The organism is Lysinibacillus sp. (assembly GCF_032093475.1).
GTDB classification, from domain to species: domain Bacteria; phylum Bacillota; class Bacilli; order Bacillales_A; family Planococcaceae; genus Lysinibacillus; species Lysinibacillus irui.
On record NZ_DAMDAY010000050.1, the window covers coordinates 1 to 23,441 of the forward strand.

Annotated in this window: 22 protein-coding genes and 1 riboswitch; of the genes, 16 read left to right on the top strand and 6 right to left on the bottom strand. The window is 38.2% G+C overall.

The features are described from left to right. Positions 1 to 276 (bottom strand): ribonuclease HI family protein (locus tag RT445_RS12010; protein ID WP_313470641.1); only part of this gene is annotated, 276 nt, incomplete at its 3' end. 160 nt (positions 277 to 436) lie between these two features. On the opposite strand from RT445_RS12010, the gene RT445_RS12015 reads away from it, so the two are divergent. Further along, the gene (locus tag RT445_RS12015; protein ID WP_274796554.1) at positions 437 to 628 is read left to right on the top strand and encodes a zinc-finger domain-containing protein; all 192 of its coding nucleotides are present in this window, start codon (positions 437 to 439) and stop codon (positions 626 to 628) included. Between the two features lie 72 nt (positions 629 to 700). Here RT445_RS12015 and RT445_RS12020 read toward each other — a convergent pair whose 3' ends face one another. Then, on the bottom strand, positions 701 to 1,684 hold the full coding sequence (locus RT445_RS12020; protein WP_313470643.1) for an SEC-C domain-containing protein: 984 nt from the start codon (positions 1,682 to 1,684) through the stop codon (positions 701 to 703). 226 nt (positions 1,685 to 1,910) lie between these two features. Continuing rightward, positions 1,911 to 3,728 carry an oligoendopeptidase F gene (gene pepF / locus RT445_RS12025; protein WP_313470644.1) on the bottom strand — a complete coding sequence of 606 codons (1,818 nt, stop codon included), beginning with the start codon at positions 3,726 to 3,728 and terminating at the stop codon, positions 1,911 to 1,913. Between the two features lie 219 nt (positions 3,729 to 3,947). Here pepF and RT445_RS12030 point away from each other — a divergent pair, with 219 nt between their 5' ends. After that, on the top strand, positions 3,948 to 4,388 hold the full coding sequence (locus RT445_RS12030) for a Dps family protein (RefSeq protein WP_274796558.1): 441 nt from the start codon (positions 3,948 to 3,950) through the stop codon (positions 4,386 to 4,388). Positions 4,389 to 4,579: 191 nt separating this feature from the next. Continuing rightward, positions 4,580 to 5,017, top strand: a complete 438-nt coding sequence (locus tag RT445_RS12035; RefSeq protein WP_274796559.1) for a general stress protein — start codon at positions 4,580 to 4,582, stop codon at positions 5,015 to 5,017. A gap of 205 nt (positions 5,018 to 5,222) precedes the next feature. On the opposite strand, the gene RT445_RS12040 is transcribed toward RT445_RS12035, so the two are convergent. Beyond that, a complete protein-coding gene (locus tag RT445_RS12040) occupies positions 5,223 to 6,122 on the bottom strand; it encodes a DMT family transporter (protein WP_274796560.1) in 900 nt (299 codons plus the stop codon). Between the two features lie 134 nt (positions 6,123 to 6,256). Between RT445_RS12040 and RT445_RS12045 the strand changes: the two genes are divergently transcribed. From RT445_RS12045 to RT445_RS12065, 5 genes are all read left to right on the top strand, one after another. Beyond that, positions 6,257 to 7,141 carry a LysR family transcriptional regulator gene (locus RT445_RS12045; protein ID WP_274796561.1) on the top strand — a complete coding sequence of 295 codons (885 nt, stop codon included), beginning with the start codon at positions 6,257 to 6,259 and terminating at the stop codon, positions 7,139 to 7,141. A gap of 68 nt (positions 7,142 to 7,209) precedes the next feature. Then, positions 7,210 to 7,884, top strand: a complete 675-nt coding sequence (locus tag RT445_RS12050; RefSeq protein ID WP_274796562.1) for a phosphopantothenoylcysteine decarboxylase domain-containing protein — start codon at positions 7,210 to 7,212, stop codon at positions 7,882 to 7,884. 104 nt (positions 7,885 to 7,988) lie between these two features. Then, a complete protein-coding gene (locus RT445_RS12055) occupies positions 7,989 to 8,582 on the top strand; it encodes a TetR/AcrR family transcriptional regulator (protein ID WP_313470645.1) in 594 nt (197 codons plus the stop codon). Then, positions 8,575 to 9,669 (top strand): DUF418 domain-containing protein, encoded by a 1,095-nt coding sequence (locus tag RT445_RS12060; RefSeq protein WP_313470646.1) that lies wholly within the window; start codon positions 8,575 to 8,577, stop codon positions 9,667 to 9,669. The genes RT445_RS12055 and RT445_RS12060 overlap by 8 nt, the downstream gene beginning before the upstream one ends. Before the next feature lie 170 nt (positions 9,670 to 9,839). Further along, positions 9,840 to 9,936: riboswitch (SAM riboswitch) on the top strand. Positions 9,937 to 10,005: 69 nt separating this feature from the next. Next, positions 10,006 to 10,161 carry a YezD family protein gene (locus RT445_RS12065; protein ID WP_004269393.1) on the top strand — a complete coding sequence of 52 codons (156 nt, stop codon included), beginning with the start codon at positions 10,006 to 10,008 and terminating at the stop codon, positions 10,159 to 10,161. Positions 10,162 to 10,251: 90 nt separating this feature from the next. On the opposite strand, the gene RT445_RS12070 is transcribed toward RT445_RS12065, so the two are convergent. After that, positions 10,252 to 10,737 (bottom strand): flavin reductase family protein, encoded by a 486-nt coding sequence (locus tag RT445_RS12070; RefSeq protein ID WP_274796565.1) that lies wholly within the window; start codon positions 10,735 to 10,737, stop codon positions 10,252 to 10,254. A 157-nt stretch (positions 10,738 to 10,894) separates the two neighbouring features. Between RT445_RS12070 and RT445_RS12075 the strand changes: the two genes are divergently transcribed. Further along, on the top strand, positions 10,895 to 11,680 hold the full coding sequence (locus RT445_RS12075) for a VOC family protein (protein WP_274796566.1): 786 nt from the start codon (positions 10,895 to 10,897) through the stop codon (positions 11,678 to 11,680). 411 nt (positions 11,681 to 12,091) lie between these two features. Here RT445_RS12075 and RT445_RS12080 read toward each other — a convergent pair whose 3' ends face one another. Then, on the bottom strand, positions 12,092 to 12,292 hold the full coding sequence (locus RT445_RS12080; RefSeq protein ID WP_004269397.1) for a cold-shock protein: 201 nt from the start codon (positions 12,290 to 12,292) through the stop codon (positions 12,092 to 12,094). 213 nt (positions 12,293 to 12,505) lie between these two features. Between RT445_RS12080 and RT445_RS12085 the strand changes: the two genes are divergently transcribed. The 7 genes from RT445_RS12085 (at position 12,506) to RT445_RS12115 (ending at position 23,115) form a co-directional block, all read left to right on the top strand. Further along, entirely contained in the window at positions 12,506 to 14,185 is a 1,680-nt protein-coding gene (locus RT445_RS12085) for a formate--tetrahydrofolate ligase (RefSeq protein WP_313470647.1), read from the top strand. Positions 14,186 to 14,676: 491 nt separating this feature from the next. Further along, a complete protein-coding gene (locus RT445_RS12090; protein WP_313470648.1) occupies positions 14,677 to 16,713 on the top strand; it encodes a hydantoinase/oxoprolinase family protein in 2,037 nt (678 codons plus the stop codon). 3 nt (positions 16,714 to 16,716) lie between these two features. Continuing rightward, entirely contained in the window at positions 16,717 to 18,396 is a 1,680-nt protein-coding gene (locus RT445_RS12095; protein WP_274796569.1) for a hydantoinase B/oxoprolinase family protein, read from the top strand. Between the two features lie 12 nt (positions 18,397 to 18,408). Further along, a complete protein-coding gene (locus tag RT445_RS12100) occupies positions 18,409 to 19,161 on the top strand; it encodes an IclR family transcriptional regulator (protein WP_274796570.1) in 753 nt (250 codons plus the stop codon). Between the two features lie 22 nt (positions 19,162 to 19,183). Continuing rightward, positions 19,184 to 20,758 carry an OPT/YSL family transporter gene (locus RT445_RS12105; RefSeq protein WP_274796571.1) on the top strand — a complete coding sequence of 525 codons (1,575 nt, stop codon included), beginning with the start codon at positions 19,184 to 19,186 and terminating at the stop codon, positions 20,756 to 20,758. 16 nt (positions 20,759 to 20,774) lie between these two features. Then, positions 20,775 to 21,818: an S-methyl thiohydantoin desulfurase domain-containing protein gene (locus tag RT445_RS12110; RefSeq protein WP_313470649.1), complete on the top strand. Its 1,044-nt coding sequence runs from the start codon at positions 20,775 to 20,777 to the stop codon at positions 21,816 to 21,818. A 682-nt stretch (positions 21,819 to 22,500) separates the two neighbouring features. Next, positions 22,501 to 23,115, top strand: a complete 615-nt coding sequence (locus RT445_RS12115; RefSeq protein ID WP_312507126.1) for an HD domain-containing protein — start codon at positions 22,501 to 22,503, stop codon at positions 23,113 to 23,115. The last annotated feature ends 326 nt before the right edge of the window (positions 23,116 to 23,441 follow it).

The following is a 23,441-nucleotide window of genomic DNA, read 5'->3' on the forward strand; positions in this document are numbered from 1 at the left end:
TTCTAAATAAGGTTTAAATTCCTCATTTTTGACATATTCTTTTTCCATAGAAGCAACTACAATTTTGGAATCGGAGCGTACGGATACAAGGGAAGAGCCTAGTTTTTGCGCTTCTTCAAGTCCGCGTACTAATGCTGTAAATTCGGCGATATGGTTGTTCGTTTCACCGATATATTCACTAATTTGGATATGATGGCCTTCCCCTTTAATAAAAAGTCCAATACCACTTGGACCAGGATTTCCTGCACTGGCAGCATCGATATAAACTTCTAACATAACATCCCTACTTTGCAATGTGTCTTCCCTCTAATTGTACAACAAGGAGGGGAATCATTGCCCGTAAAAAATGGAACAAACAAAATAGTTGCTTGTTCAAATCGAACGCTTCATAATAGTAGGAAGTGAATTTTGGACGTGGAAGGAGCGAGAGTTCAACATGGATAAAGTGACGGTTATGAAGGATATTGACGAACTGCATGATACGTATTGTGCGGATTGCTTAGTCATCAAGCAATTGCGTAAAGAACGTGGTAAACCAGGGGCTCATCGTTTCTGTATTGAGGCCTGTTCAGTTGGAGAAAAGCTACAGTTTTTAGGAGAAGAGCTTCTGAAAGTTTATAGTAAATAAGATTACATGCACATTAGAAAAAGCTACATGTTTTAGCAATACGCTAAACATGTAGCTTCTTTAATTGTACGTTTATTTCGTTTCAGCATAGCTGCTTAAATCTTGGTAATACTTTGTCAGAGAAGAAGCAGAAATATCAAATGTCGCGGCGATTTCTTTAACTGTCATCGAAAGGGACTCGAACAGCTCCTTTTCCTGACCATAGCGAATGGCACCAGCTGCAATAGCTGCTTCTTTGCGTGCAGTTGGTTGACCTTCAATTAGATAGTCCTCTAATAGCTCAAGTATCGGTGCTGTTTCACGATCATTTTGCTCTAAGAAGTCCTTCACTTGTGTTAGGACATTGCTCTCAAAGTTTGTGAATTCCTCACCTTTATAGCCATTGGATACAAGTAACTCCCAGAAGGCAAGATGCTCTTCTTTTAAGAATGTGCCAACCTTCTTGTCTGATGCTTCAAATTTTTTCTTGAATTCTTCAAATACTTTCGCATGATCTTCAGGGAAGAAAATCAATGTAGACACAGCTAAATAATGTGTCGATTTATGTGTTCCGTCTGGTAAGATAAAGGCAAATACATGCATACCTTCAGGAATTGGTTTGTCATTTTCACGACGAATATATAGCTCTTCATTTGTAAGGGAATGAATAGCTTTGAAATATTTTTCTTCAACAACAGATACCGTACCGATAAATAAAGTCGGCTGAGACCAGTTTTCAAGTACTTTTACTGTAGAAGGTCTTACAGCTTTTTTCTTTGTTTTCTTTAAGTAGCTTTTCCAAATAGATGGCTCTTGATGGAAGAAAAAGTCGTCTAACGCGATAGCTTCAATCAGCTCACGCTGTAAAACGCTCTCTAATTTAGGCTGCCATGTGCCCACATGCTCGATATAAGCACGAACATCTTTACGATCAGGATATTCTAAGTAAAATGTTTGTAGCACACGCTCTAGTTCTTCGATTTGTACTGTTTCCACTGTTACTTGCTGTTTGCCTTCACAACATTTTTTATATTTTTTGCCGCTACCGCATGGGCATGGATCATTACGTTTTACCATAATTAGAACACTTCCTTTAATCATTGTTAATCGTATATTGCTAAATAAGTTGCGTACTATTAATAATAACGGTACTTTTGTATGAAGAAAAATGATTGTCTATTTTGAAATATCTAATAAATGTAGAGGGACGCCCTGATTCTAGTATATGTATGGATTTTTCTACTTAGAACTAAAAAAGAAAACGATCTGCACTTTTAAAGCGCAGTATCGTTTTCTATTGAATCTATTGCTGTTGTACCGCTTCTATTTCTAGTGTGAGGCGTTCAAGCTCATCAATTAAATGACCAATATAGGCAATGGTATCACGAAGCGGTTGGTCCGTTGTGATATCAACACCTGCCATTTGTGCCAACTCTACGGGAGATTTTGTTCCACCGGCCTGTAACACAGCTAGCCATTCTTGGACTGCTGTATCTCCCTCTTTTAAAATACGTTGAGATACTTGTGTAGATATCGTTAAACCAGCACTATATGTGTATGGGTAAAGGCCCATATAATAGTGAGGCTGACGCATCCATGTAAGTTCAGCACCTTCAGTAATATCGACTGTGTCACCCCAGAAGTCTTCTAAAACTGAGCGTTTTAAGTTATTTAAAATGGTTGCATTGACAGCTTCACCAGCATCCACTAATTCATACACTTTACGTTGATATGCGGCTTCTAGTAAATGTGTAACAAAGTTATGATAATACGTTTTTGAAACAATGTTTGAAATCACCCAGCGCTTAAAGCGTAGATCATCATTATGTGTGAGTAAATAATTGGCTAACAGCATTTCATTCATAGTCGACGGTGCTTCAATAAAATAAAGGGAAGGTCGGCTGTTAAGATAAGATTGGTGTTCATACGTATTTGCGAAATGGCCAGCATGCCCTAGCTCATGAACAAGCGTAAAGACTTCGTTCATGCGTTCATTCCATGACATTAAAATATAGGGGTGGCTACCATACGGACTTGAACAGAATGCTCCTGTTGATTTTCCTTTGTTGGGCGCATAGTCAATCCAGCGCTCATTAAAGGCTCTATCCATTAATTGATTATAATCATCACCCATCACTGCTAATGCTTTATCAACATATTCTTTGGCCTCAGCCATTGATAATTTTGGGTCATAATCTGGATCAAGCGCAATTTTTAAATCCGCAAAGGTCATATGGTCGATGCCACTGGCTTTTTGAATTAATGTGGCATAACGACGCATATGCGGAGCAAGCTCTTTCGTAATCAAATCGATTTGACGATTATAAAGTGAACGGTCCACATCTTGGTCAAATAGTAAATAATCAATGACAGAGTCAAAGCCTCGCAGGTCAGCCATTGTTTTTTCTTGTTGAATATGCGTGTTATACACTTGTGCTGTTGTATGCTGGTAATCACGGAGCTTACTTGAAAAGGCCTTAAAGGCAGCACGGCGTAAATCTGTATTGGCTTCAAATTCCCAGTCATTTTCGTATAAGACAAAACTTAGTGGATGTTTTTCGCCATTTGCTTCAAATTCGCCAAAGTTCATATCCACTAATTTTGTCGTATTGTATGTTTCGTATGGAGCATCAAATGTGGCACTAAATGCTGCAAGTGCTTTTTCGACCTCTGGATGAAGCTGGTGAGGTTTATGCTTTAACAGTTCCTCTAGATAACGTTTGTAAAGAGGGCTTGATGCAGCTGCTTCCTGTAAAATTGCTTCATCCAACGCCAGTAATTCTGAGCGTACGAACGATAGGGCACTGCTGACTTTCCCGATAGCAGTACTAAATTTCGCAGCACGCATTTGTGCTACATCATTTGTACGATCTGTTTCGAGGCTTAAGCTTGCATATGTGCCAATCGGAACAAACCTCTTTTGTAGCTCTTCAAAAGCAGATAACACGTCAATTACTTTTTGTGCATCTGTAATGGTACCTTTATACTGCTGCTCAAAGTGAAGTGCATCGTCAACCAGTTGCGCTAAAGTAGGTTCAAAATCAGCATCATTTTTTAGTAAATGTGTTAAATCCCATGTTTCTTCTACTGCAACATCTTTTCTTAATGGTAAAACTTCCATTTATGAACACCCCTTTACATGTAAGTGATTTCATTATAACGAAACTATTTCGGAAAGTGAAATAATTTAATAGAATAGTTGAAATATTCTTGCGGAAGGTCAATTCTTATGAAGAATGTTTGAAATATTGTCGGGCGGGAACAATGTGTGTATAGCCAACATAAGTTGTAACGCATACTAAGGGCTAGAACAATTGACACATTGGAGGAGAAATACATTATGACACAAAACTTAAACAAACAATTAAATAAGCTAGTGGCTACATGGTCTGTCCTTTATACGAAGCTGCACAATTATCATTGGTATGTTAAAGGGCACGCGTTCTTTACACTGCATGCAAAATTTGAAGAATTGTATAATGAAACAACGCTGAATTTAGATGAAATAGCAGAACGTATTCTTTCAAAGGATGGCAAGCCTGTGGCAACATTAAAAGAACATCTAGAGCTATCCTATGTGGAGGAAGCGACAGGAAATGAGACAACAGAGGAAATGGTAGCAACGACAATTTCGGATTTCCAAAAGCTAATGAAAGCATTAAATTCCGCTATGGAGCTAGCAGCTGAAGAAGGGGACGATCGTACAGAGGATTTACTTAATGCGATGTATCAATCCCTTGAAAAGCATACTTGGATGTTAAAAGCCTTCCTAGACAAATAAATAACGTAGTAAGAAAGAGCATGTTGGAGAATTACTCTCCAGCATGCTTTTTTTGTTTTGAGCCACCACATGACAAATAAATAACAGGGTTTAAAGCATCATAACAATTATTACAGTTTGGTAAAACGTGTTTGTTTGTGTTCTGTACGGGTATTTACTTAGTAAGCCATATAAATTAGGAGGAATTGAACATGATGAATGAACAAAACCCAAAAATTGAGGTGGCCCATACGAGAAATGAAATGCTTCACATTTTAGAAAGTATGCGGTTAGAAGGTTACCAACAAGAGGATATCCATATTATTGCGAAAGATCCGCAACAGTTTGAGGACGTAAAATGGGACGCTGATGTCCAAACGCATGAAGCGGGTAATTGGGTAGACCAATTCAAATCTTGGTTTACAGGTGACTCAGCTGTTACAGAGGGCTTAAAACGATTTAATCTATCCGAGGGACAAATCGCTTATTATTCGCATCTTGTTGAGCAAGGGAGTATTGTCTTGTATGCGGAACATGATGATGATCTGGATACACTACAAACACATCCAGAGACAGCTGCTGAACAAGAGGAGCGCTTAAGAAATCAAGAGCGTATGATCGAGGCCGAGCAATATAGAAGATTTTTATAAAGTGAAAAACAGAGTGATTTCAATTGATCACTCTGTTTTTTTGTTGTAGAAAAAAGAACGAAAAGAGGCGTTGATTTCCATTCGCCTGCTTTCTTTCAAGGGAGCTGATGAGCTACTATCCACTTTCCTTACATACTAGCGGTTGTGAGCAAAAATAGCTGAATGTTCTCCAAAGAAAAAAGAGTGATCACGGGGACCACTCTTTCTATTGTATAACTTTTTCTTGTGCATCCTTTTTGATATAACGCAATACGTGAAAATGCTCTAATTGGGCAACTAAATTACCGATTAGAATAAAGCTACCACCAATGACTAATTTCATCGTTAGGCCCTCACCAATAAACATCATGGCGAACATGGCTGCAAAAATAGGCTCTAAAGAAAAAATAAGACCTGTATGTGTAGCAGATGTGTACTGTTGTGCAACAGTTTGGCCGACAAAACAGAACGCACTACAAATGATTCCAAGACCTAAAATCGCAATCCAAGATGTCGTTGAATCTGGCAACGTTGGTGTTTCTAATATGAATGTTAAAATTAGTGCATAAAGTCCAGCGAAACCTAGTTGGTAAATACCATATGAAATCGATTCGACATTTCGTGTAAAGGAGCTATTTAAAAGTAAATAAATTGAATAACATAATGCTGCAATTGCTACTAATAGGTCACCCTTTTGAAAGGTGAACGAGCCATGTGCTGTTAATACTGTAATACCAATCATCGTGCAAATAACGGCAAAGCTAACCGCTCTCGATGGTAATTTTTTTTCAATGAAACTACTGAAAATCGGCACTAATACAACAGTTAGGCTTAAAATAAAGCCAGCATTTGAAGCGGAGGTAGACTGTAGACCAAATAAACTTAACGCGAACACAATGAATAATAAAAATCCTTGAATAGCCGCATATTTTAATGTTTTACCATTTACCTTGATCATCCGTTTATAAAAAATAAGTCCTGCTACGAAGAATGCGATGATACAACGTAATGCCACCACATTATAAACTGCCAATGTTTCAAGCCCCATGACCATAAAGGTATAAGATAGTCCCCAAAACATTGTGACAATAACCATCAATACATTTGCTTTTCCTTGGATACTCATTATGTTCACCTACCATCTGTGTACTAAAACAGTTTTTATACTAAAAATTACTATATATCTTGTATTGTGATTAGTAAAACGAATGTTTATAATGAATAGGATTAAAAAATTTCATGTACATAGAGGGATGGCGAATGAGCTTAGTAAAATATGAGATTTTAACAAAGGTAGCAGAAGTAGCAAGTTTTACAAAAGCAGCGGATGCACTAGGGTTAACACAGTCTGCAGTGAGTCATGCCGTATCGAGTTTAGAAAAAGAATTTGGCTTTGCCCTTATTCACCGTAGTCGTGTAGGTGTCACACTAACAAGTGAAGGACAGACAATGCTTAGGGCGATGCGACAGGTCTTGGACGCACAGGAGTTATTGCAGCAGGAAGCAGCGCATATTCTCGGCGTTACACGAGGTAAGGTACGTATTGGTGTTATTTCAAGTATTTCTTCGAATTGGATGCCTGAAATTATTCAGATTATGGATCATCAATTTCCTGGGATACAAGTGGAGTTACGTGAAGGGGATTATTACGAAATTGAACAATGGCTTCTAAGTGGTGAAGTCGAGGCAGGATTCCTGAATGGGCAAAAGTCGGAACAGTATCAATTTATGGAATTACAGCAAGACCCTTTATTATGTATTGTTTCTCATAAAAGTCCATTATTTCATAAGACAGAAATTGATATTGTGGACCTAGAGGATATGCCTTTTATCATGACTTCTTACAAAGGGACAAATGATGTAAAAGTGCTGTTAGAACAATATCATGTAAAGCCCAATATACGCTTTGAGCTTTCTGAGGAAGTAGGAATTCTATCTATGATTTCACACCATTTAGGGATTAGTATTTTACCCCAGTTGGTCATTCAAAATTTACCGCCAACATTGAAAGCGATTCCATTAAAGCAAGGTGGCTACCGAACGATTGGTATTGCCATGAAACACCATGCTTCACCCGTGACAAAGAAATTTGCTGAAATATTAAGTGCATGGTTAAAAGAGCAAAACAGCTCCCTTCCATCGTAGCTATTGAAGCAAATCGTACCATTACGTTAAAATAGTATTTGTATATATTTTAGAAACTAGGTGAGTGTATGGGGACATTACTAGGCAAAACCGTACTCATTACAAGTGGGGGAACACTTGAAAAATGGGATCGTGTACGAGGGCACACGAATTTATCGAAGGGGACAATGGGCTGTTATTTAGCAGAGGCAGCACTGGCTGCTGGTGCGACTGTCATATACATGCATGGTTACTTTGCCCAGCTCCCAGAAAACGAAGATAAAATGACATTGGTTAAATTTGAAGGCATTGAGGATTTAGGAGAAAAAGTTCGTCATGCTGTCCAACAACAACAAGTCGATATCGTCATTATGGCTGCTGCTGGCTCCGATTGGGTCATAGACAAAGTGTATGATCAATCAGGGAATTTAATGGAGGAAGCGGGCAAAATGCCTTCTGACGAACCACCGATTATTCATTTTAAAAAGGCACCAAAAGTTTTAGGTCAAATCAAAGGCTGGCAACCAAATGTAACGTTAGTAGGCTTTAAGCTGGAAGCGACGAATGATGAGGAATTTTTGCTTGCTCGTGCAAAACTACGCATGGAAACAGCCAATGCACAATTTATGGTAGCTAACAGCTCACAATCTTTATATGGTGGGGACGAGCCTCATTGGATTGTCCCTGCTGAAGGGCAGCCAATCAAGGTGATGGGTAAGCAACAGACAGCTCAAGCTCTAATGGACTGTTTACAGGGGGATTAAAAGGAGAACTGTGGAGAGGGTTTACTTCTGCACAGTTTTTTTGTTGTGAAAAATTGGATCTTCGTATATTATTTACTTAACGGTCGGTAAAAAAGGAGGCCCTTATGGGAAATAGAGAACAAACCTTTCAAAAAATTTTAGAAGTTGCCTATGTGATGTTTGCAGAAAAAGGATTTGAGAAAACGAGCTTAGCTATGATTGCAGCAGAGGTCGGCATATCAAAACCAGCCATTTATTACTATTTTCAATCAAAGGATCAATTAATTTCTTTTTTGTTTGAGGAACTTTATAAAGAAATTCAATATGATATCGTTGTTGATTACAAGGAGCTATCTCCAAGCAATTTCATTGAGAAATTACTGAAGATTGGCTATAAGTCAATTGATGAACAGGACAAAGATCCTTATTTTAATAAAATATTTAGTCAGTATTTGTTATTAGCCGCTCGCGACGACCACTACATGCAACAGTTATTAGAGCTTCAATCAGATTATTTAGCAAGATTTTATGATATTTTACAATACGCAGTGCAACTAGAAGTGCTAGATGAAAATGCCAACATAGAAGCGAAAGCCCACATGTTAGCCATGCTCTATGATAATATTGGCAATTTTATGTTAACTGGTAGTCAATTGAACTATAAGGCTATTTGGAGGGAGGCAGTACATAGCGTCATTCAAGGGGGAAAAGATGAATAAGCAACTTGGTCATCGTCGTATTGAGGGCTTAGATTTTGCTAGAGCATTAGCAATGTTAGGTATGTTTATTGTAAACTTTGGCGTTATTTCAGGTTCAACTGCCAATGGTTCACAATGGCTCATTCAATTGCAAAGTCTTTTTGAGGGGCGCGCCTCTGCACTATTTGTCATTCTAGCAGGAATAGGGACTGCGCTGATGACGCGGAAAGCAAGGGAAGCAAAGGACCCAATTCTTATTCGCCAAAGTAAGTTAACTTTATGGAAGCGAGCTCTTTTTTTGTTTGTTGTTGGGATGGTTTTATATGTGGTCGGATGGACGGGAGATATTTTACATTATTACGGTGTTTATATGTTTCTTGCAGCTTTGTTGATAGCAACTTCAAAGAAAACCATGCTTTTTACAATTAGTGCGGTGATAATCGTTTCCCAATGGCTACAAATCCAATTCAATTATCTAGTTGGGTGGCATCCAAAATATATTTTATTAGAGTATATAGATTTTTGGACGGTAGAAGGTTTTATGAGAAATTTACTGTTTAATGGCTACCATCCCGTTTTTCCATGGATATCTTTTTTTCTCATTGGGATGATTGTAGGTACCTTAGATTTAACCAATAGGGCATTAAGAAAGAAATTAGTTACCGCAGGTATCTTGTTAGGAGTGATTATAGAAATTTTTTCAAAGGTGATTATTCACTTCTCGACAAAATATTTCTTAGATCATGATAGTGCGTTGTATTTATTTGATACGGGACCGATTCCACCAAATATAATGTATGTTCTATCAAATTCGGCTTCGGCTATTGTGATAATAGTAGGTTGTATGTATTTTGTAGAAACTTTCAAAAATAAAGTAATAGAAGCAATCATTAAAACGGGTCAATTGTCCTTAACACACTATGTTGGCCATGTCTTTATTGGCATCACTGTGTTAGAAGTTTTCGATTTATCGAATAATCTAACAGTCGTTTTTTCAATGCTCTATGCATGTTGTTATTTTTTAGGCTGTGTGTTTTTTTCGATATGGTGGAGGACTATCCATCAACGAGGTCCACTTGAACTCATTTTGAGAAAATGGTCCAATTAAAAAGTTTGAGAGTAGTCATCTATTTACTACTGATTTGGCATAAAATACATTTATATCGACTCATACAAATGTAGAAGATTGATATTACAAAGTATTCAGCTAGGTTTTCTAATATTTTATATTGACATTCGTATAGTAGAATTATAGAATTATTGTCAAGAAACGCAGTACTCTTATCAAGAGAGGTGGAGGGACTTGGCCCAACGAAGCCTCGGCAACCGAAAAGTTAGGTGCCAAATCCAACAGATGGTATCTGAGAGATAGGAGGGGCTATCAATCAGTTTGATGCGTTGGCCTCTTTTGTACAACAAGAATGAAAAAGAAGGGGTGTATCGTATGGCTCAATCAGTAAAGGTAGATGATAAAAAATTAGAGGCAATTGCCAAGGCAATTCAAAATCTTGAATTTGGTGAAGTGCATATTACGATCCAAGATGGTGTTATTGTGCAAATTAATAGGCTTGAAAAACAGAGATTTCCGCAGAAAAAATAACATTGATTTCAGTTGAACGATGTCAAAAGGCCACCAATAAGCATGAAGGATTTCCTTTGCTTACAAGTGGCCCTTTTTTTGTCTAAAAAATTAACTATAAAAGCTTTTTGGTATTTGCCCAATATGACGGCGATGGTATAGTAACGGTTCTTTTTGCCCGTTTGTAATGTCTTGCACATGCCCAATAAAAATGGTATGGTCGCCAGCATCTATTTGCTGAAACGTTTTACATTGTAAAATAGCTGCTGTATCATGTAAAATCGGTAGACCTAAAGATGAAGTGGACCACTGTGCCTGTGCAAAACGATCAGGGATTTTACTGGCAAATAGTGTACATAAATGTTCTTGGTCGCTTGCTAAAATATTGACCGCGAAATGAGAAGCATTCGTAAAATAAGAATGAAGCTGAGAATTTTTATCGAGTGACCACAAAATAAGGAGCGGGTCGATTGAAACAGATGCAAAGGAATTGACGGTTAAGCCTATAGGTTTTGTTTCATGACTTGTTGTGACAACTGTAACGCCTGTAGGGTAATTACCTAATGCCAATTTAAAAGCAGCTACTTGATCTGTCATTCAAATATCACCTCTTTATTAATATAAATTAGTTCACGGAGTAAGTAGGTAAAATGAACTTTTTTTTCATATCCTACTAGTAACTCCTTTTCTTGAGTAAATTTTAAACCAATTAAACATACAGGTAAAGGTAATGGGGAAAGAAAGGGGAATTGCCATGACTTTATATTTTGATCACCTGGTTCACCAAGTGGAATCACCAGAAAATATAAAGGTTTTCTTCAATAAACGAAATGTCCACACAGTGAATGGTGGGCAGCACACGATGTGGGGGACTTATAATACGTTAAGCTACTTTGGCTTAAGCTATATTGAACAAATTGCTATCTATGATCGTGATTTATTTGAGCAGGCGGCACAATACCCATATTCCTTACATTATACGTTTAAACGTGATCAAGAGCGCCAAGGATTTTCACGAATAGCCTTGCGTACCAAAAAAATTGAGGAAGAGGGTCAACGCTTACGAGCATTAGGTTATGATGTATATGGGCCGGATGCTTGCAGTCGAACAAGACCGGATGGCACTGTTGTGAAGTGGAAGCTTCTCCATTTTGGCAAACCAGATCTTCTCATTGATTTTCCATTTTTAATTGAATGGGCAGAGGAAGATGAGGAACGTCTGTCACAATTAGTGACAAGCGGTGCTATTGATACAAAACAAGCGATTACAATGGAATCAATCCAATTGTATGTCAAGGATATACGAAGAACAGTTCGTTTATGGCAGGAGGTATTGCAGCTACCAGAGCCTGTGCAACATGAGCAGTTCATCTCGTTACAGCTCCCGAATATGCGATTGGATTTTTATGAGGAAGAGGTTGCAGTAGCTATGACACTTGGTCATATAAAAGAAGGGCCATTTGGTGTGACATTAAAAGATCCTCATCGAACAAAGGAAACATTAGTATGTCCTGGCGCTTTTTATTGGATTAATCGATAATTACAAGATCCACTTCATATGCTGAAATGGATTCAGACTGTAGACAAACTCGATGAATTTTGAGTTTGCCTACAGTCTTTTTTCTTTTACAATGAAATAAAGCTAAGCTATTGATTTCCACAATGGACGGACGCTTTCCGCGGGTGAGGTCGAGCTGCTTCCCTCGCTTCGCTCAGTCCAGGATCTCGACTTTTCCGCTTTTCCCGCAGGAGTGCCGCCCTTCGTTCCGCAGTTTTCTTAGAGCTTTTTTGAAATTATTTCAAGTGTAATTCCCTTTTGTCATGCTATATGCTTCACATACTTAGTATCAAATTTGCAAAGGGCCACCATTGGTAATAAAAAAAGCGGATGAAGGAATATTTCATTCCTGCTCCGCTGTCCATTTGGAACTAAGCTAATAGTCCATTACCGTTATAATTTCACAACATTTGATGCTTGAGGTCCACGATTACCCTCTACCACATCAAATGATACCTTTTGACCTTCTTCAAGTGTACGGAAGCCTTCCTCCTGGATGCCCGTAAAATGTACAAATACATCTTCTCCATCATCACATTCAATAAAGCCATAACCCTTTTCATTATTGAACCACTTTACGATCCCCTGTTGCATAAGCATTCGCCTCCAATGCGCTTGAATGTAAAATAAAGTTAAATAAGTTGTGCTCTCATTGAGAAAATGTGAAAAAATTGCATTTTCTCTTAGAACATACATGAATTGAACAAAGATGTCAATTGATTGTCGAAATGCTTGCATATCTGGCTTTCTTTTTTTTCACAATTAAGACTATAATGGAAATGAACAACAAAGAAAGTAGGATGCCAAATGACAACGAAAAATCAACCATTATCAGATTTAGAAATCGCTAGTCAAGCAGTGATCAAACCTATTACGGAAATTGCCAAAGCTGCGGGTATTCCAGAGGATGCTCTTGAGCAGTATGGACGCTACAAAGCAAAGATTGACCCATTAAAAATTACAGCTCAGGGCGAGGATGCAAAAGTAGTATTAGTGTCTGCTATTAGTCCGACCCCAGCAGGTGAAGGAAAGTCGACAGTGACTGTAGGACTAGCAGATGCCCTTCATCAATTAGATAAGAAGGTGATGGTCGCTTTACGAGAACCATCATTAGGTCCAGTAATGGGCGTAAAAGGTGGCGCAACTGGCGGAGGTTACGCACAAGTAATACCAATGGAGGATATTAATTTACATTTCACTGGTGACCTTCATGCGATTACAACAGCCAACAATGCTTTATCCGCATTTATTGATAATCATATCCATCAAGGAAATGCATTAAACATTGATCCACGACGCATTATTTGGAAACGTGTAATGGACTTAAATGATCGTGCTCTACGTAAAGTAGTCGTTGGTTTAGGGGGACCAGTTCAAGGCATGCCTCGTGAGGACGGCTTTGATATTACGGTAGCCTCTGAAATCATGGCAGTGTTCTGTTTAGCAACAAGTATTGAGGATCTACGTGAACGCATCGCTAGTATCGTGATTGGCTACACATTCGAGCGTGAGCCAGTCTTTGTACGAGATTTACAGGTAGAAGGTGCTCTTACTTTATTATTAAAGGATGCCTTCAAGCCAAACTTAGTACAAACATTAGAAGGAACACCTGCCATTATTCATGGTGGTCCATTTGCCAATATCGCTCACGGCTGTAATTCCATTATGGCGACACAAACAGCTCGTAAGCTAGCAGATATCGTGGTGACAGAGGCAGGCTTCGGCTCTGATTTAGGTGCTGAAAAATTCATGAATATTAAAGCACGGAAAGCTGGCTTTAAGCCAAGTGCCGTTGTTATCGTAGCTACGATTCGTGCCTTAAAAATGCATGGTGGGGTTCCGAAAACAGCGCTTGTTGGCGAAAATGTCGAAGCCCTTTTACATGGTATTGAAAACTTAGCTAAACATGTGGAGACAGTTCGCACATTTGGCGTTGAACCAATTATTGCATTAAATCGTTTTATTACGGACACAGAGGCTGAATTAGAAGCCGTTCTTAACTGGTGTCAAGAAAATGATGTTCGTATCGCACGTACAAATGTCTGGGAAGAAGGCGGTAAAGGTGGTCTAGCTCTAGCTGAACAAGTACTAGCTGTGCTAGAAGAAGATAACAACTTCTCTCCTTTATATGATGTAACAGAGTCTATTGAAGAAAAAGTGCGTACAATCGTGCAAAAAGTTTATGGTGGGAAAGATGTGCAATTTACTGATCAAGCCAAAAAACAAATCGCCCAAATCGAAAAATTTGGCTGGGACTCTCTTCCGATTTGTATGGCAAAAACACAGTATTCCCTAACTGACCAACCAAGTTTACTCGGTCGTCCAGAAGGCTTTACCATTACGATTCGTGAAGTTATTCCAAAGCTTGGTGCTGGCTTCTTAGTTTGTCTAACAGGCGATATTATGACAATGCCAGGTTTACCAAAAACACCGGCTGCGCTACGTATGAATGTTGATAGCGAAGGACATGCGGTGGGATTGTTCTAACATTACTCTCCTTTCAAAAATTTAACTGCCCCGTAGAAGTTAGACCCTAATCTAACTTCTACGGGGTTTTTTACGACCCACAAACCTTTAGGCTTTAAATCATGAATTGGATAGCTTACTAATGGAATCATTTCAATGTCTAAGGTAATCGTCTAGAGATTATTTTTTACTCTGTCATTTATTAGTGTATTCCATCTGCAAATCCATGAATAAAAATTATTTTTTCGAAACATTAAGATTCTAGTAAAAAACTAGGATCTTTTTTTTGCATATAAAAACAAGAGAAGTTTCCTTATATAAATGTGTTTGGTAGTTTTTATCAATAGTTCTCTGTTATTGGAAAGAAAGAGCGGATTTTTACAATAGAAGATAATTGTCAAATGAATTTTTATTTAAAAAATACATTGAATTTTCTTTTTCTTTTAAATATAATTTACTTAATTCTAATTCGGAACACTGTTCCGATTATAGGAACACGGAGGGATGAAGTCTTGAAAATCGCAACAGATATTGGCGGTACTTTTACCGACCTAGTTTTCACAGATGAAAAAGGTAATCTTCATTTTGATAAGGGACATACAACACCTGGTCACTTTGAGGATGGCATATTAAATGTATTAGGACGTCATGTTACGGAGGATTCTCTAATTGAATCTTTTATTCATGGTTCAACTGTTATTATTAATACACTGACGGAAAGAAAAGGGGGCGTAGTCGGGTTAATTACAACAAAAGGCTTCCGTGACGTAATAGAAATTGCCCGTGGTAATCGACCAGACTTATATAACTTTAAATATAAAAAGCCAGAACCATTTGTAGAGCGTTACTTACGACAAGAAATAGATGAGCGAATTGATTTTAAAGGAAATGTTATGAAAGCGCTTAATACCGAGGAAGTCGGTGAAATCGTTCGTAAATTTAAGGAATTGGGTGTAGAGGCGATAGCCATTTCATTGATTCATGGCTATAAAAATCCGATTCATGAGCAACAGCTAAAAGAAGAAATCTTAAAAATTTGGCCAGATGTGTATATCACTCTTTCAAGTGAAACGATTAAAGAATACCGTGAGTATGAAAGAACAAATACAACTGTATTAAATTCTTATGTTAAGCCAATTGCACATGCGTATTTAAAAAGCTTAAAGGAGAAATTAAGCACGATTGGTATTACAGATCATTTAAAAATTATGCAATCGAATGGTGGTACAACAAGCTTTGATAAAGCGATGGAGCTACCAATTAACCTAGTTGAATCAGGTCCTGTAGCAGGTATGTTTGGGGCAGCGAAATTAGGCCAACTTTTAAATGAATCGAATATCATCGCTTTTGATGTTGGTGGGACGACAGCTAAATGCTCCCTTATTACAGATGGCAAAGTGAATGTCACAACAGATTACTATATTGAAAGAAATGAAAAATTTGCTGGCTATCCAATTAAAACGCCAGTTGTGGATATTGTAGAGATCGGCAACGGGGGCGGCTCAATTGCACGTGTAGACCAATTCGGTTCATTAAAAGTTGGTCCAGATTCCGCAGGTGCCAATCCAGGACCAGTGGCATACGGCTTAGGAAATACACAGCCGACCATTACAGATGCGAATGTGTACTTAGGAAGATTGTCATTAGAAAACTTTGATAATCCTGTTTCCATTGACAAAGTGGAGGAAGCTCTTGTTGAAGCAATTGCAAAACCATTTAATGTATCAGCGGAGGAAGCAGCGCAGGGCATTTTAGATATTGCAAATTCTAATATGCTTAATGCACTAAAGTTGATTTCGATTCGTAAAGGCTATGACCCTGAAGATTTTACAATGGTAGCCTTTGGTGGTGGTGGACCACTTCATGCGATTAACTTAGCTGAAGAGCTGGGCATGAAAAAAGTCATTATCCCATATGGTTCGTCTGTCTTTTCTGCATTAGGAATGATGATGACCGAGTACCGACAAGATTATATTCAAACAAGTTTAATGAACTTTGACAAAAACCATCTTGCGGCTATTCAAGAAAACATTGATCAAGCGATTGCCAATGCGTATGCAGATGCACCTTTAGCTAAGGATCATTATTATTTCGAGATTAATTATGATTTACGCTACAAAGGTCAAGAGCATACGGTTAAATTAAACGCATCGACTATTACAATTAATGAAGAAGGGCTTGAAAAATTAGCAGAGGCTTTCCACATTAAACATAAGCAAGAATTTTCATTTGATTTACCAACTACACCAATTGAGCTAGTGAACTTACATCTTACAATTTACGGAAAAGATGAGGCGGTTCAGTTTAAAGAATTAGACTTCTCTCATATTGACGCTTCGACTTGTATTAAAACAAAGCGCAATTTATACGTGAAAAGAACAGGTTGGGTAGAGGTCAATGTTTATGATCAACAAAAATTAGTACCTGGCTATGTTATTGCTGGTCCTGCCATTGTGGAAAATCCAACATCTACAGTCGTGATTAATGACAAGCAATCCATTGAAATTGATCAATACGGCAATCTGATTGTAGAGATGGAGGGAAAATAAAACATGAAAAAAGACGTTTTTGCAGTAGAAATTATTCAAGATTCATTGCTAGCAATAGGAGATGAGATGTTTATTGCGCTAGCACGCTCTTCTATGAGTCCCGTGATTTATGAAGTATTAGACTATGCTTGTGGTTTAACAGATGCCAAGGGTAATTTAATTAGCCAAGGAAATGGTGTAACGAGCTTTATTGGGATGCTAAGTCCAATGGTGCAGCGTGTTATTGAAAAATTTGATAATGGGAAACAGTTACACGAAGGGGATGTCATTATTATTAATGACCCATATGTTGGTGGTGGATCTCATTTATCGGATGTAGGCTTAGTCCTACCAATTTTCTATAATGGTGAAATTATCGCGTATTCAGCCAATAAAGCGCACTGGACAGAAGTAGGGGGCATGGACCCTGGTTCATTCACAAGTAATTCTAATGAAATCTATCAAGAAGGTTTACAGCTTCCAGGTGTTAAACTTTATCATCAAGGTGAGCTGAACGAAGCAGTCTATGAAATCATTTCGACGAATGTCCGTTTACCAGAGCTTTCGATCGGAGATATGTTTGCACAAGTAGCAGCTCTAAAAACAGGAGAAAAACGAATTGCAGAGCTTTGCCAGAAGTTTGGTGCTGAGTCTGTGAAATTGTCCATTCAAAAACTATTGGACAAGGGAGAGAAAATTGTTGAGCTGGAGCTTCAACATTTACCAAAAGGTGAGTTTTATGCGGAAGACTTTATTGAAGGTGACCCATTAAAAGGTGGCCCATATCCAATTAAAGTGAAAGTAACAATTAGTGATGAAGCGTTTATTTGTGACTTTAGAGGCTCCCATCCTGCAGTCAATGTGCCAATGAACTGCTCACAATTTGGTTTAATGGCTAGTGTGCGGGTTATGTTCTTAGCATTACTTGGTGATATTGATGTAATCAACGAAGGTGTCTTTAAACGCTTAACGATTATTACAGATGAAAACTCCATTGTCTCAGCTAAACGTCCTCATCCTGTGTCCATGAACTTCGAGGCACGTATAGGGGCAGCGGATTTAATTTGGAAGGCTCTTGCACCTCATTTACCAGAACGATTATCTGCAGGGCATTTGCAGTCCGTTTGTACGTTTATCTTAACAGGTAAAAACCCTGAAAACGATGAGTCATTCTTAATCGTTGAACCATCCGTTGGTGGTTGGGGAGCGTCCAATGATGAGGATGGTCAAAGCGGACAATACTGTATGGGAGATGGTGAAACATATAATCTCCCGGTTGAAATTGCCGAAACAAAATATGGTATTCACATTGATGAATATAGCTTAAATTGTGACGGGGCAGGTGCTGGTCAATTTAGAGGCGGCTTAGGTGTACGTCGCGTTTATACAGTGAATCATGATGGTCAAAAGGTTTCTGTTAACTTAGGAAGACATCAATTTGCGCCTTTCGGTTTAAATGGCGGAGGAGAGGGCTCTCACAACTATCTGATCATTCATAAAAACGATGGAACGAAGGTTGGACCCGTTGGAGTGCTGGCCAATTATGAATTGCAAAAGGGTGACCGCATTGAGCTTGTGACAGCAACAGGTGGTGGTTATGGTAATCCACTTGAAAGAAGTGCCGAGGCCATTGAACGTGATTTATTAAATGAATATATTTCTATAGAAGTAGCGCAGAAGAAATACGGTTATCAAAACGCTTAAAGGGAGAAATAAATGACTGTCAAGACATTAAAAAACTCATTGGATATACTAGAGTGTTTTGCCACGACAGAAAACGCATTAGGTGTTCGTGAAATTTCACGCATGATGAACTTGCCGACAAGTGTCGTGCAAAGAACCATTAATACATTTACAGAAGCTGGTTATTTAATACAGGATGACAACACAAGAAAATATAAATTAGGTTACAAGATGTTCCTTTTTTATGATGTGCTCTCCAATTCTAAAGACCCACACTCGACTATTTATGAATTGATGCAAAATCTTGCGAATGAAATTAATGAATCAGTATTTCTTACTTATATGGATAATGAATACGGTGTTACCACGAAAATTGCCGAGAGTAATAAAAATGTAAAGTATGCGGTGTCTTTAGGAACGAAGACACCCCTTTACATCGGTGCTTCCTGCAAAGTGATGTTTGCCTATTTAGAAGAGGACAGGCAGCTTGAATTAATCGCTTTTTTTCATAATAAACAATCGAAAGAAGAGCATCTTAAACTGCTTAAGTCATTGAAGGAAGAGCTACAGCAAATTAGACAAAACAACTGGTGTGTTACAGTTGGGGAGTATAATGAACATGCTTTTGGCATTAGCGTACCGTTATTTAACTATAAGAGGGAAATTATCGCATCTCTTACCATTTCTGGACTAGTATATGATTTAGATGATCAAAGGGAGAAATATATGCTTGAACAGTTAGTGAAAGTAGCTCATCAAATACAATCACATATTTCAAAACTATAACAGCAATAGGGGAGCTGACACTATGAATAATAAAGTATTACATCCAAGGGCTTTAGAGCCTGTAACTCTACTAATGATCGTCTTAACATCTGTCGTAGGGGCAATTATCGGGATACAGTTGATTACGACTTTAGGGATTTCTGCTAATACATCAATCGTCGGGGCAATATTTGCGATGATTCTAGGAAGAATTCCAATCGGCAAGCTCATTGAATTTAAATCTGTGCATAGACAAAATATTATCCAAACGGCCATTTCAGCAGCAACGTTCAGTGCTGCAAGTAGTTTAATGTTGCCAATTGGTATTCCATATGTATTAGGCTATGAAAACTTAGTATTACCATTGTTTATCGGTGTTATTTTAGCGATGTTTGTTGATGCTTTATTATTGTATAAATTTTTTGATACAAAGATTTTCCCAGCAGCAGGTACTTGGCCACCAGGGATTGCGACTGCTGAAGCCATTAAAGCGGGCGATAAAGGCGGTAAAAATGCCAAGGTATTAATCGGTGGTGTGTTAATAGGTATTGTGGGGTCTGTTCTTAAAATTCCAATGTCAGCTTTTGGGGTAGCGTTCATAGGAAATATTTGGGCACTAACGATGTTTGGGATTGGGCTTCTTCTAAGAGGATATTCTGTTCAATTGTTTAATGTCGATTTAAATGCATATTATATTCCGCATGGCGTGATGATTGGTGCCGGTATTGTGGCACTTTTCCAAGTCGCTTTTGCCTTATTAAATAAAAAGTCGGCTAAAAAGTCAGAAGAGTTGAGCTATTCAAAAGATGCCAAAGAAATTCGCCAAGCCTTTGGTGTAGGGTTTATTGCTTATTTAGCCATTGCCTTATTAATTGCCATTTTAGGTGGTATTATCACGCATATGTCTTTCGGTATGTTAATAGGATTCATCGTCTTTGCAACAATTGCTGCATTTGTTCATGAGCTGATTGTTGGTATTGCGGCGATGCACGCAGGTTGGTTCCCAGCATTTGCTGTCGCATTTATTACGCTGATTGTTGGTATTTTAATCGGTTTCCCAGCACCAGCACTTGCCTTATTAGCAGGTTATAGTGCAGCTACAGGGGTAGCGTTTGCAGATATGGGCTATGACTTAAAAACTGGATTTATTTTACGTGGTAATGGTAGTGATGCTGCGTTAGAAAAAGAAGGCCGTAAGCAACAATTAATAGCAGGAATGTTAGCCTTTGCGATTTCGGCTGTTGTCGTTTTACTATCTTATAAATCTTATTTTGCACAAGATTTAGTTGCACCTGTAAACCATGTGTATGCAGCTACAATCCAATCAGGTGTAACAGGAGATGTAGCAAAACAATTAATGATTTGGGCTATTCCAGGTGCATTGATTCAGCTAATCGGTGGTTCAAAACGTCAAATGGGTATTTTATTTGCAACAGGTTTATTACTTGTTAATCCGATCGCTGGTTGGGCTGTTTTAGTCGGTATCTTACTTCGTGTTATTTTCACATATGTAACGAAAGGTAAGAGAGAATCTGAAATGACGGTCTTTGCAGCAGGTGTTATTGCTGGAGATGCGTTATATAGCTTCTTCTCTTCTATTCTAAAAATAGGAAAATAGAAAGGGGTATGAATGAATGGTAAAAGTATTATCGTATGAGGATGGGATTGCAGCCGTTTATGGAGGGGCAATTCTTGGCGGCGGCGGAGGTGGTCTTCTAGAGGAAGGACTCAAGCTAGTGGAGGAAATCTTTGCTGCGGGAGAACCTCAATTAGTCGATATCACAGAATTGGATCAAGAAGACTTAGTGGCATGCGTTGCCTTGGTAGGTGCACCATCAGCAGTTGATCAATATATTTCTGGTGAGCAGCTTTGTTGGAGCTATCGTCAGATGAATAAGCATTACGAGCAGCGTCTAAAAGGCATCATTACGAATGAAAATGGTGCCAGTACGACGATCAATGGCTGGCTACAGTCAGTACTATTAAATGTACCAGTCGTTGACGCTCCTTGTAATGGACGAGCACATCCAACGGGGATCATGGGCTCTTTAAATCTCCATGAGCAACAAGATTATCAATCCGTGCAATTTTATGCAGGGGGAAAAGATGATTTTGCCGTGCAAGGGTTTGTCGAAGGGAATTTACAAAACACAGCCAAAACAGCTCGACAAGCATCCATTTTAGCAGGTGGGCTAGTGGGGGTTACTCGAAATCCTGTGACGATTGACTATTTACAGAAGCATGGTGCCCCTAATGCAATCACGATGGCTATTGAGCTTGGCTATCGATTCTTAAAGGGACAAACATTTGAAGAGAAATTAGCCAATGTTGTACAGCATTTGAATGGTACACACATTGTATCGGGGAAAGTTACGAATTATTCTTTAACGAAGGAAAATGGCTTTGATGTTGGAAAATTATCCGTTGGCGATTATCATCTTACTTTCTGGAATGAATATATGACATTATCGAAAGAAGGACAATTACAATCGAAATTCCCGGATTTAATCATGACATTTGATATAGAGAAAATGACTCCTGTACCAAGTGCAAGCATTCAGGAAGGGATGCATGTAGCCGTGATCCATGTAGACCAATCACTTTTGACATTAAGTTCGACGATGCAAAATGAAGCACTTTTGCAGGAAATTGATGAAGTTATTAAAAACGTGTTATAAGTAAATAAAACAGTAAAAGCTGCCATCATCTACTTGAATGTAAGATGGGCAGCTTTTATTTGTCCTTCAGCGGGAGGGTAATACATTTTATCACAATCGTACCTACTTCCTTTATCACACTTAATACATTGGCTTACATGATTTTTCTTCTGATTGCACGACTCATCGAACGTGGTATTCACAAGCTGGAGACAATAATAGTGTATGATTTTCATTAAAGGGAGGAGCTACGTTCATACATAGTAGAAGAAGGTAACAACCAGTAATGAAAAACAATGACACAAATGCAACATCAAGTGAAAGCCTTTAGGTCATGCAACAAACTAACTTGTTGTTCACATTTTCGGCATGTACATAGGGCTATGCGGGTTAAACAAAGAATTTCTAAGGGAAAGTGTTCACTTTTATTTGTTTAGATGATTGGTTTTCAATACGTACGTCATCTTCTAAACAGGTTATTCAATTGTAAGCCCGCTGAAGTTAATGCTAAATCTGTCCTACACATAGCTGGTGTACATTACTGAAAAAATATGAGGTACAGAACAAATGGATTGTTCTGTATGTTTATCATACAATATTCAGAAAAGTTAGTCAATTGAAACGTTATCAATTTTTAATTTCTAGATTACCTTTTGCAGGAATAAATACAGTATAATCTTGTAGGAAAGGAATGAGATTAACGATGAATAATTTATTGGATAAGGTTCGAGACGTATATGCACAATTTGATGCTAGTCATGATTTTCAGCATATTGAACGCGTCTATCAAAATGCGCTAGCTATCCTACAAAGTGAGCCAACAGCAGATGCTGAGGTGGTTAAAATAGCGGTGCTTTTACATGATGTCAGCGACAAAAAATATACTGATAGCAAGGAACAGGAAGAACAACTGATTGCAGAACTACCACTTAGTGAAGATAAAAAGCAACATATCCGAGACTGTATTGCTCAAGTATCGTTTAATGGAGGAAATGAGCTAGAAGCAACATCATTGGAAGCGAAAATCGTACGTGATGCAGATCGTTTAGATGCGATTGGTGCCATTGGCATTGCCCGAACATTTGCGTATGGTGGAGCTAAAGGTCGAAAGCTTTATGATAAAGACGAGGAAGCACGGGCAAACATGTCAGAATCAGAATACCGTCAAAAAAATACCTCATCTGTTACTCATTTTTATGAGAAATTATTACTGCTAAAAGATTTAATGGTGACAGAGAAGGGCAAAAAAATGGCACTGGAACGTCATCAATTTATGGAGAGCTTTTTACAGCAATTACAGCACGAAATCGGTCAATAGGACAACACAAAAAGAACCGCCTTTCATTGGAATGGCGGTTTTTGTGCTTCATTGGGTATTTCTTTCGTAGCACCAAGATTGTGAGAAGTACGTTCAGTATAATAAAATAAAGGACGCCTATCGCAAGTAGAATATTCCTTTTCATATGGATTGCCTCAACAATGTCTTTAGCAAATTGCATTAAAAATTTCCACAAGCCAATGATAGAAGATTGAGCAAAGTAAATATAGTATTACATGTTAGTATTCGATAATGAACGATATTTTTAAAATGAACATAAGGTTGGCTATATATAATATGAAATTAATGACGTCTGCTAACTCCAT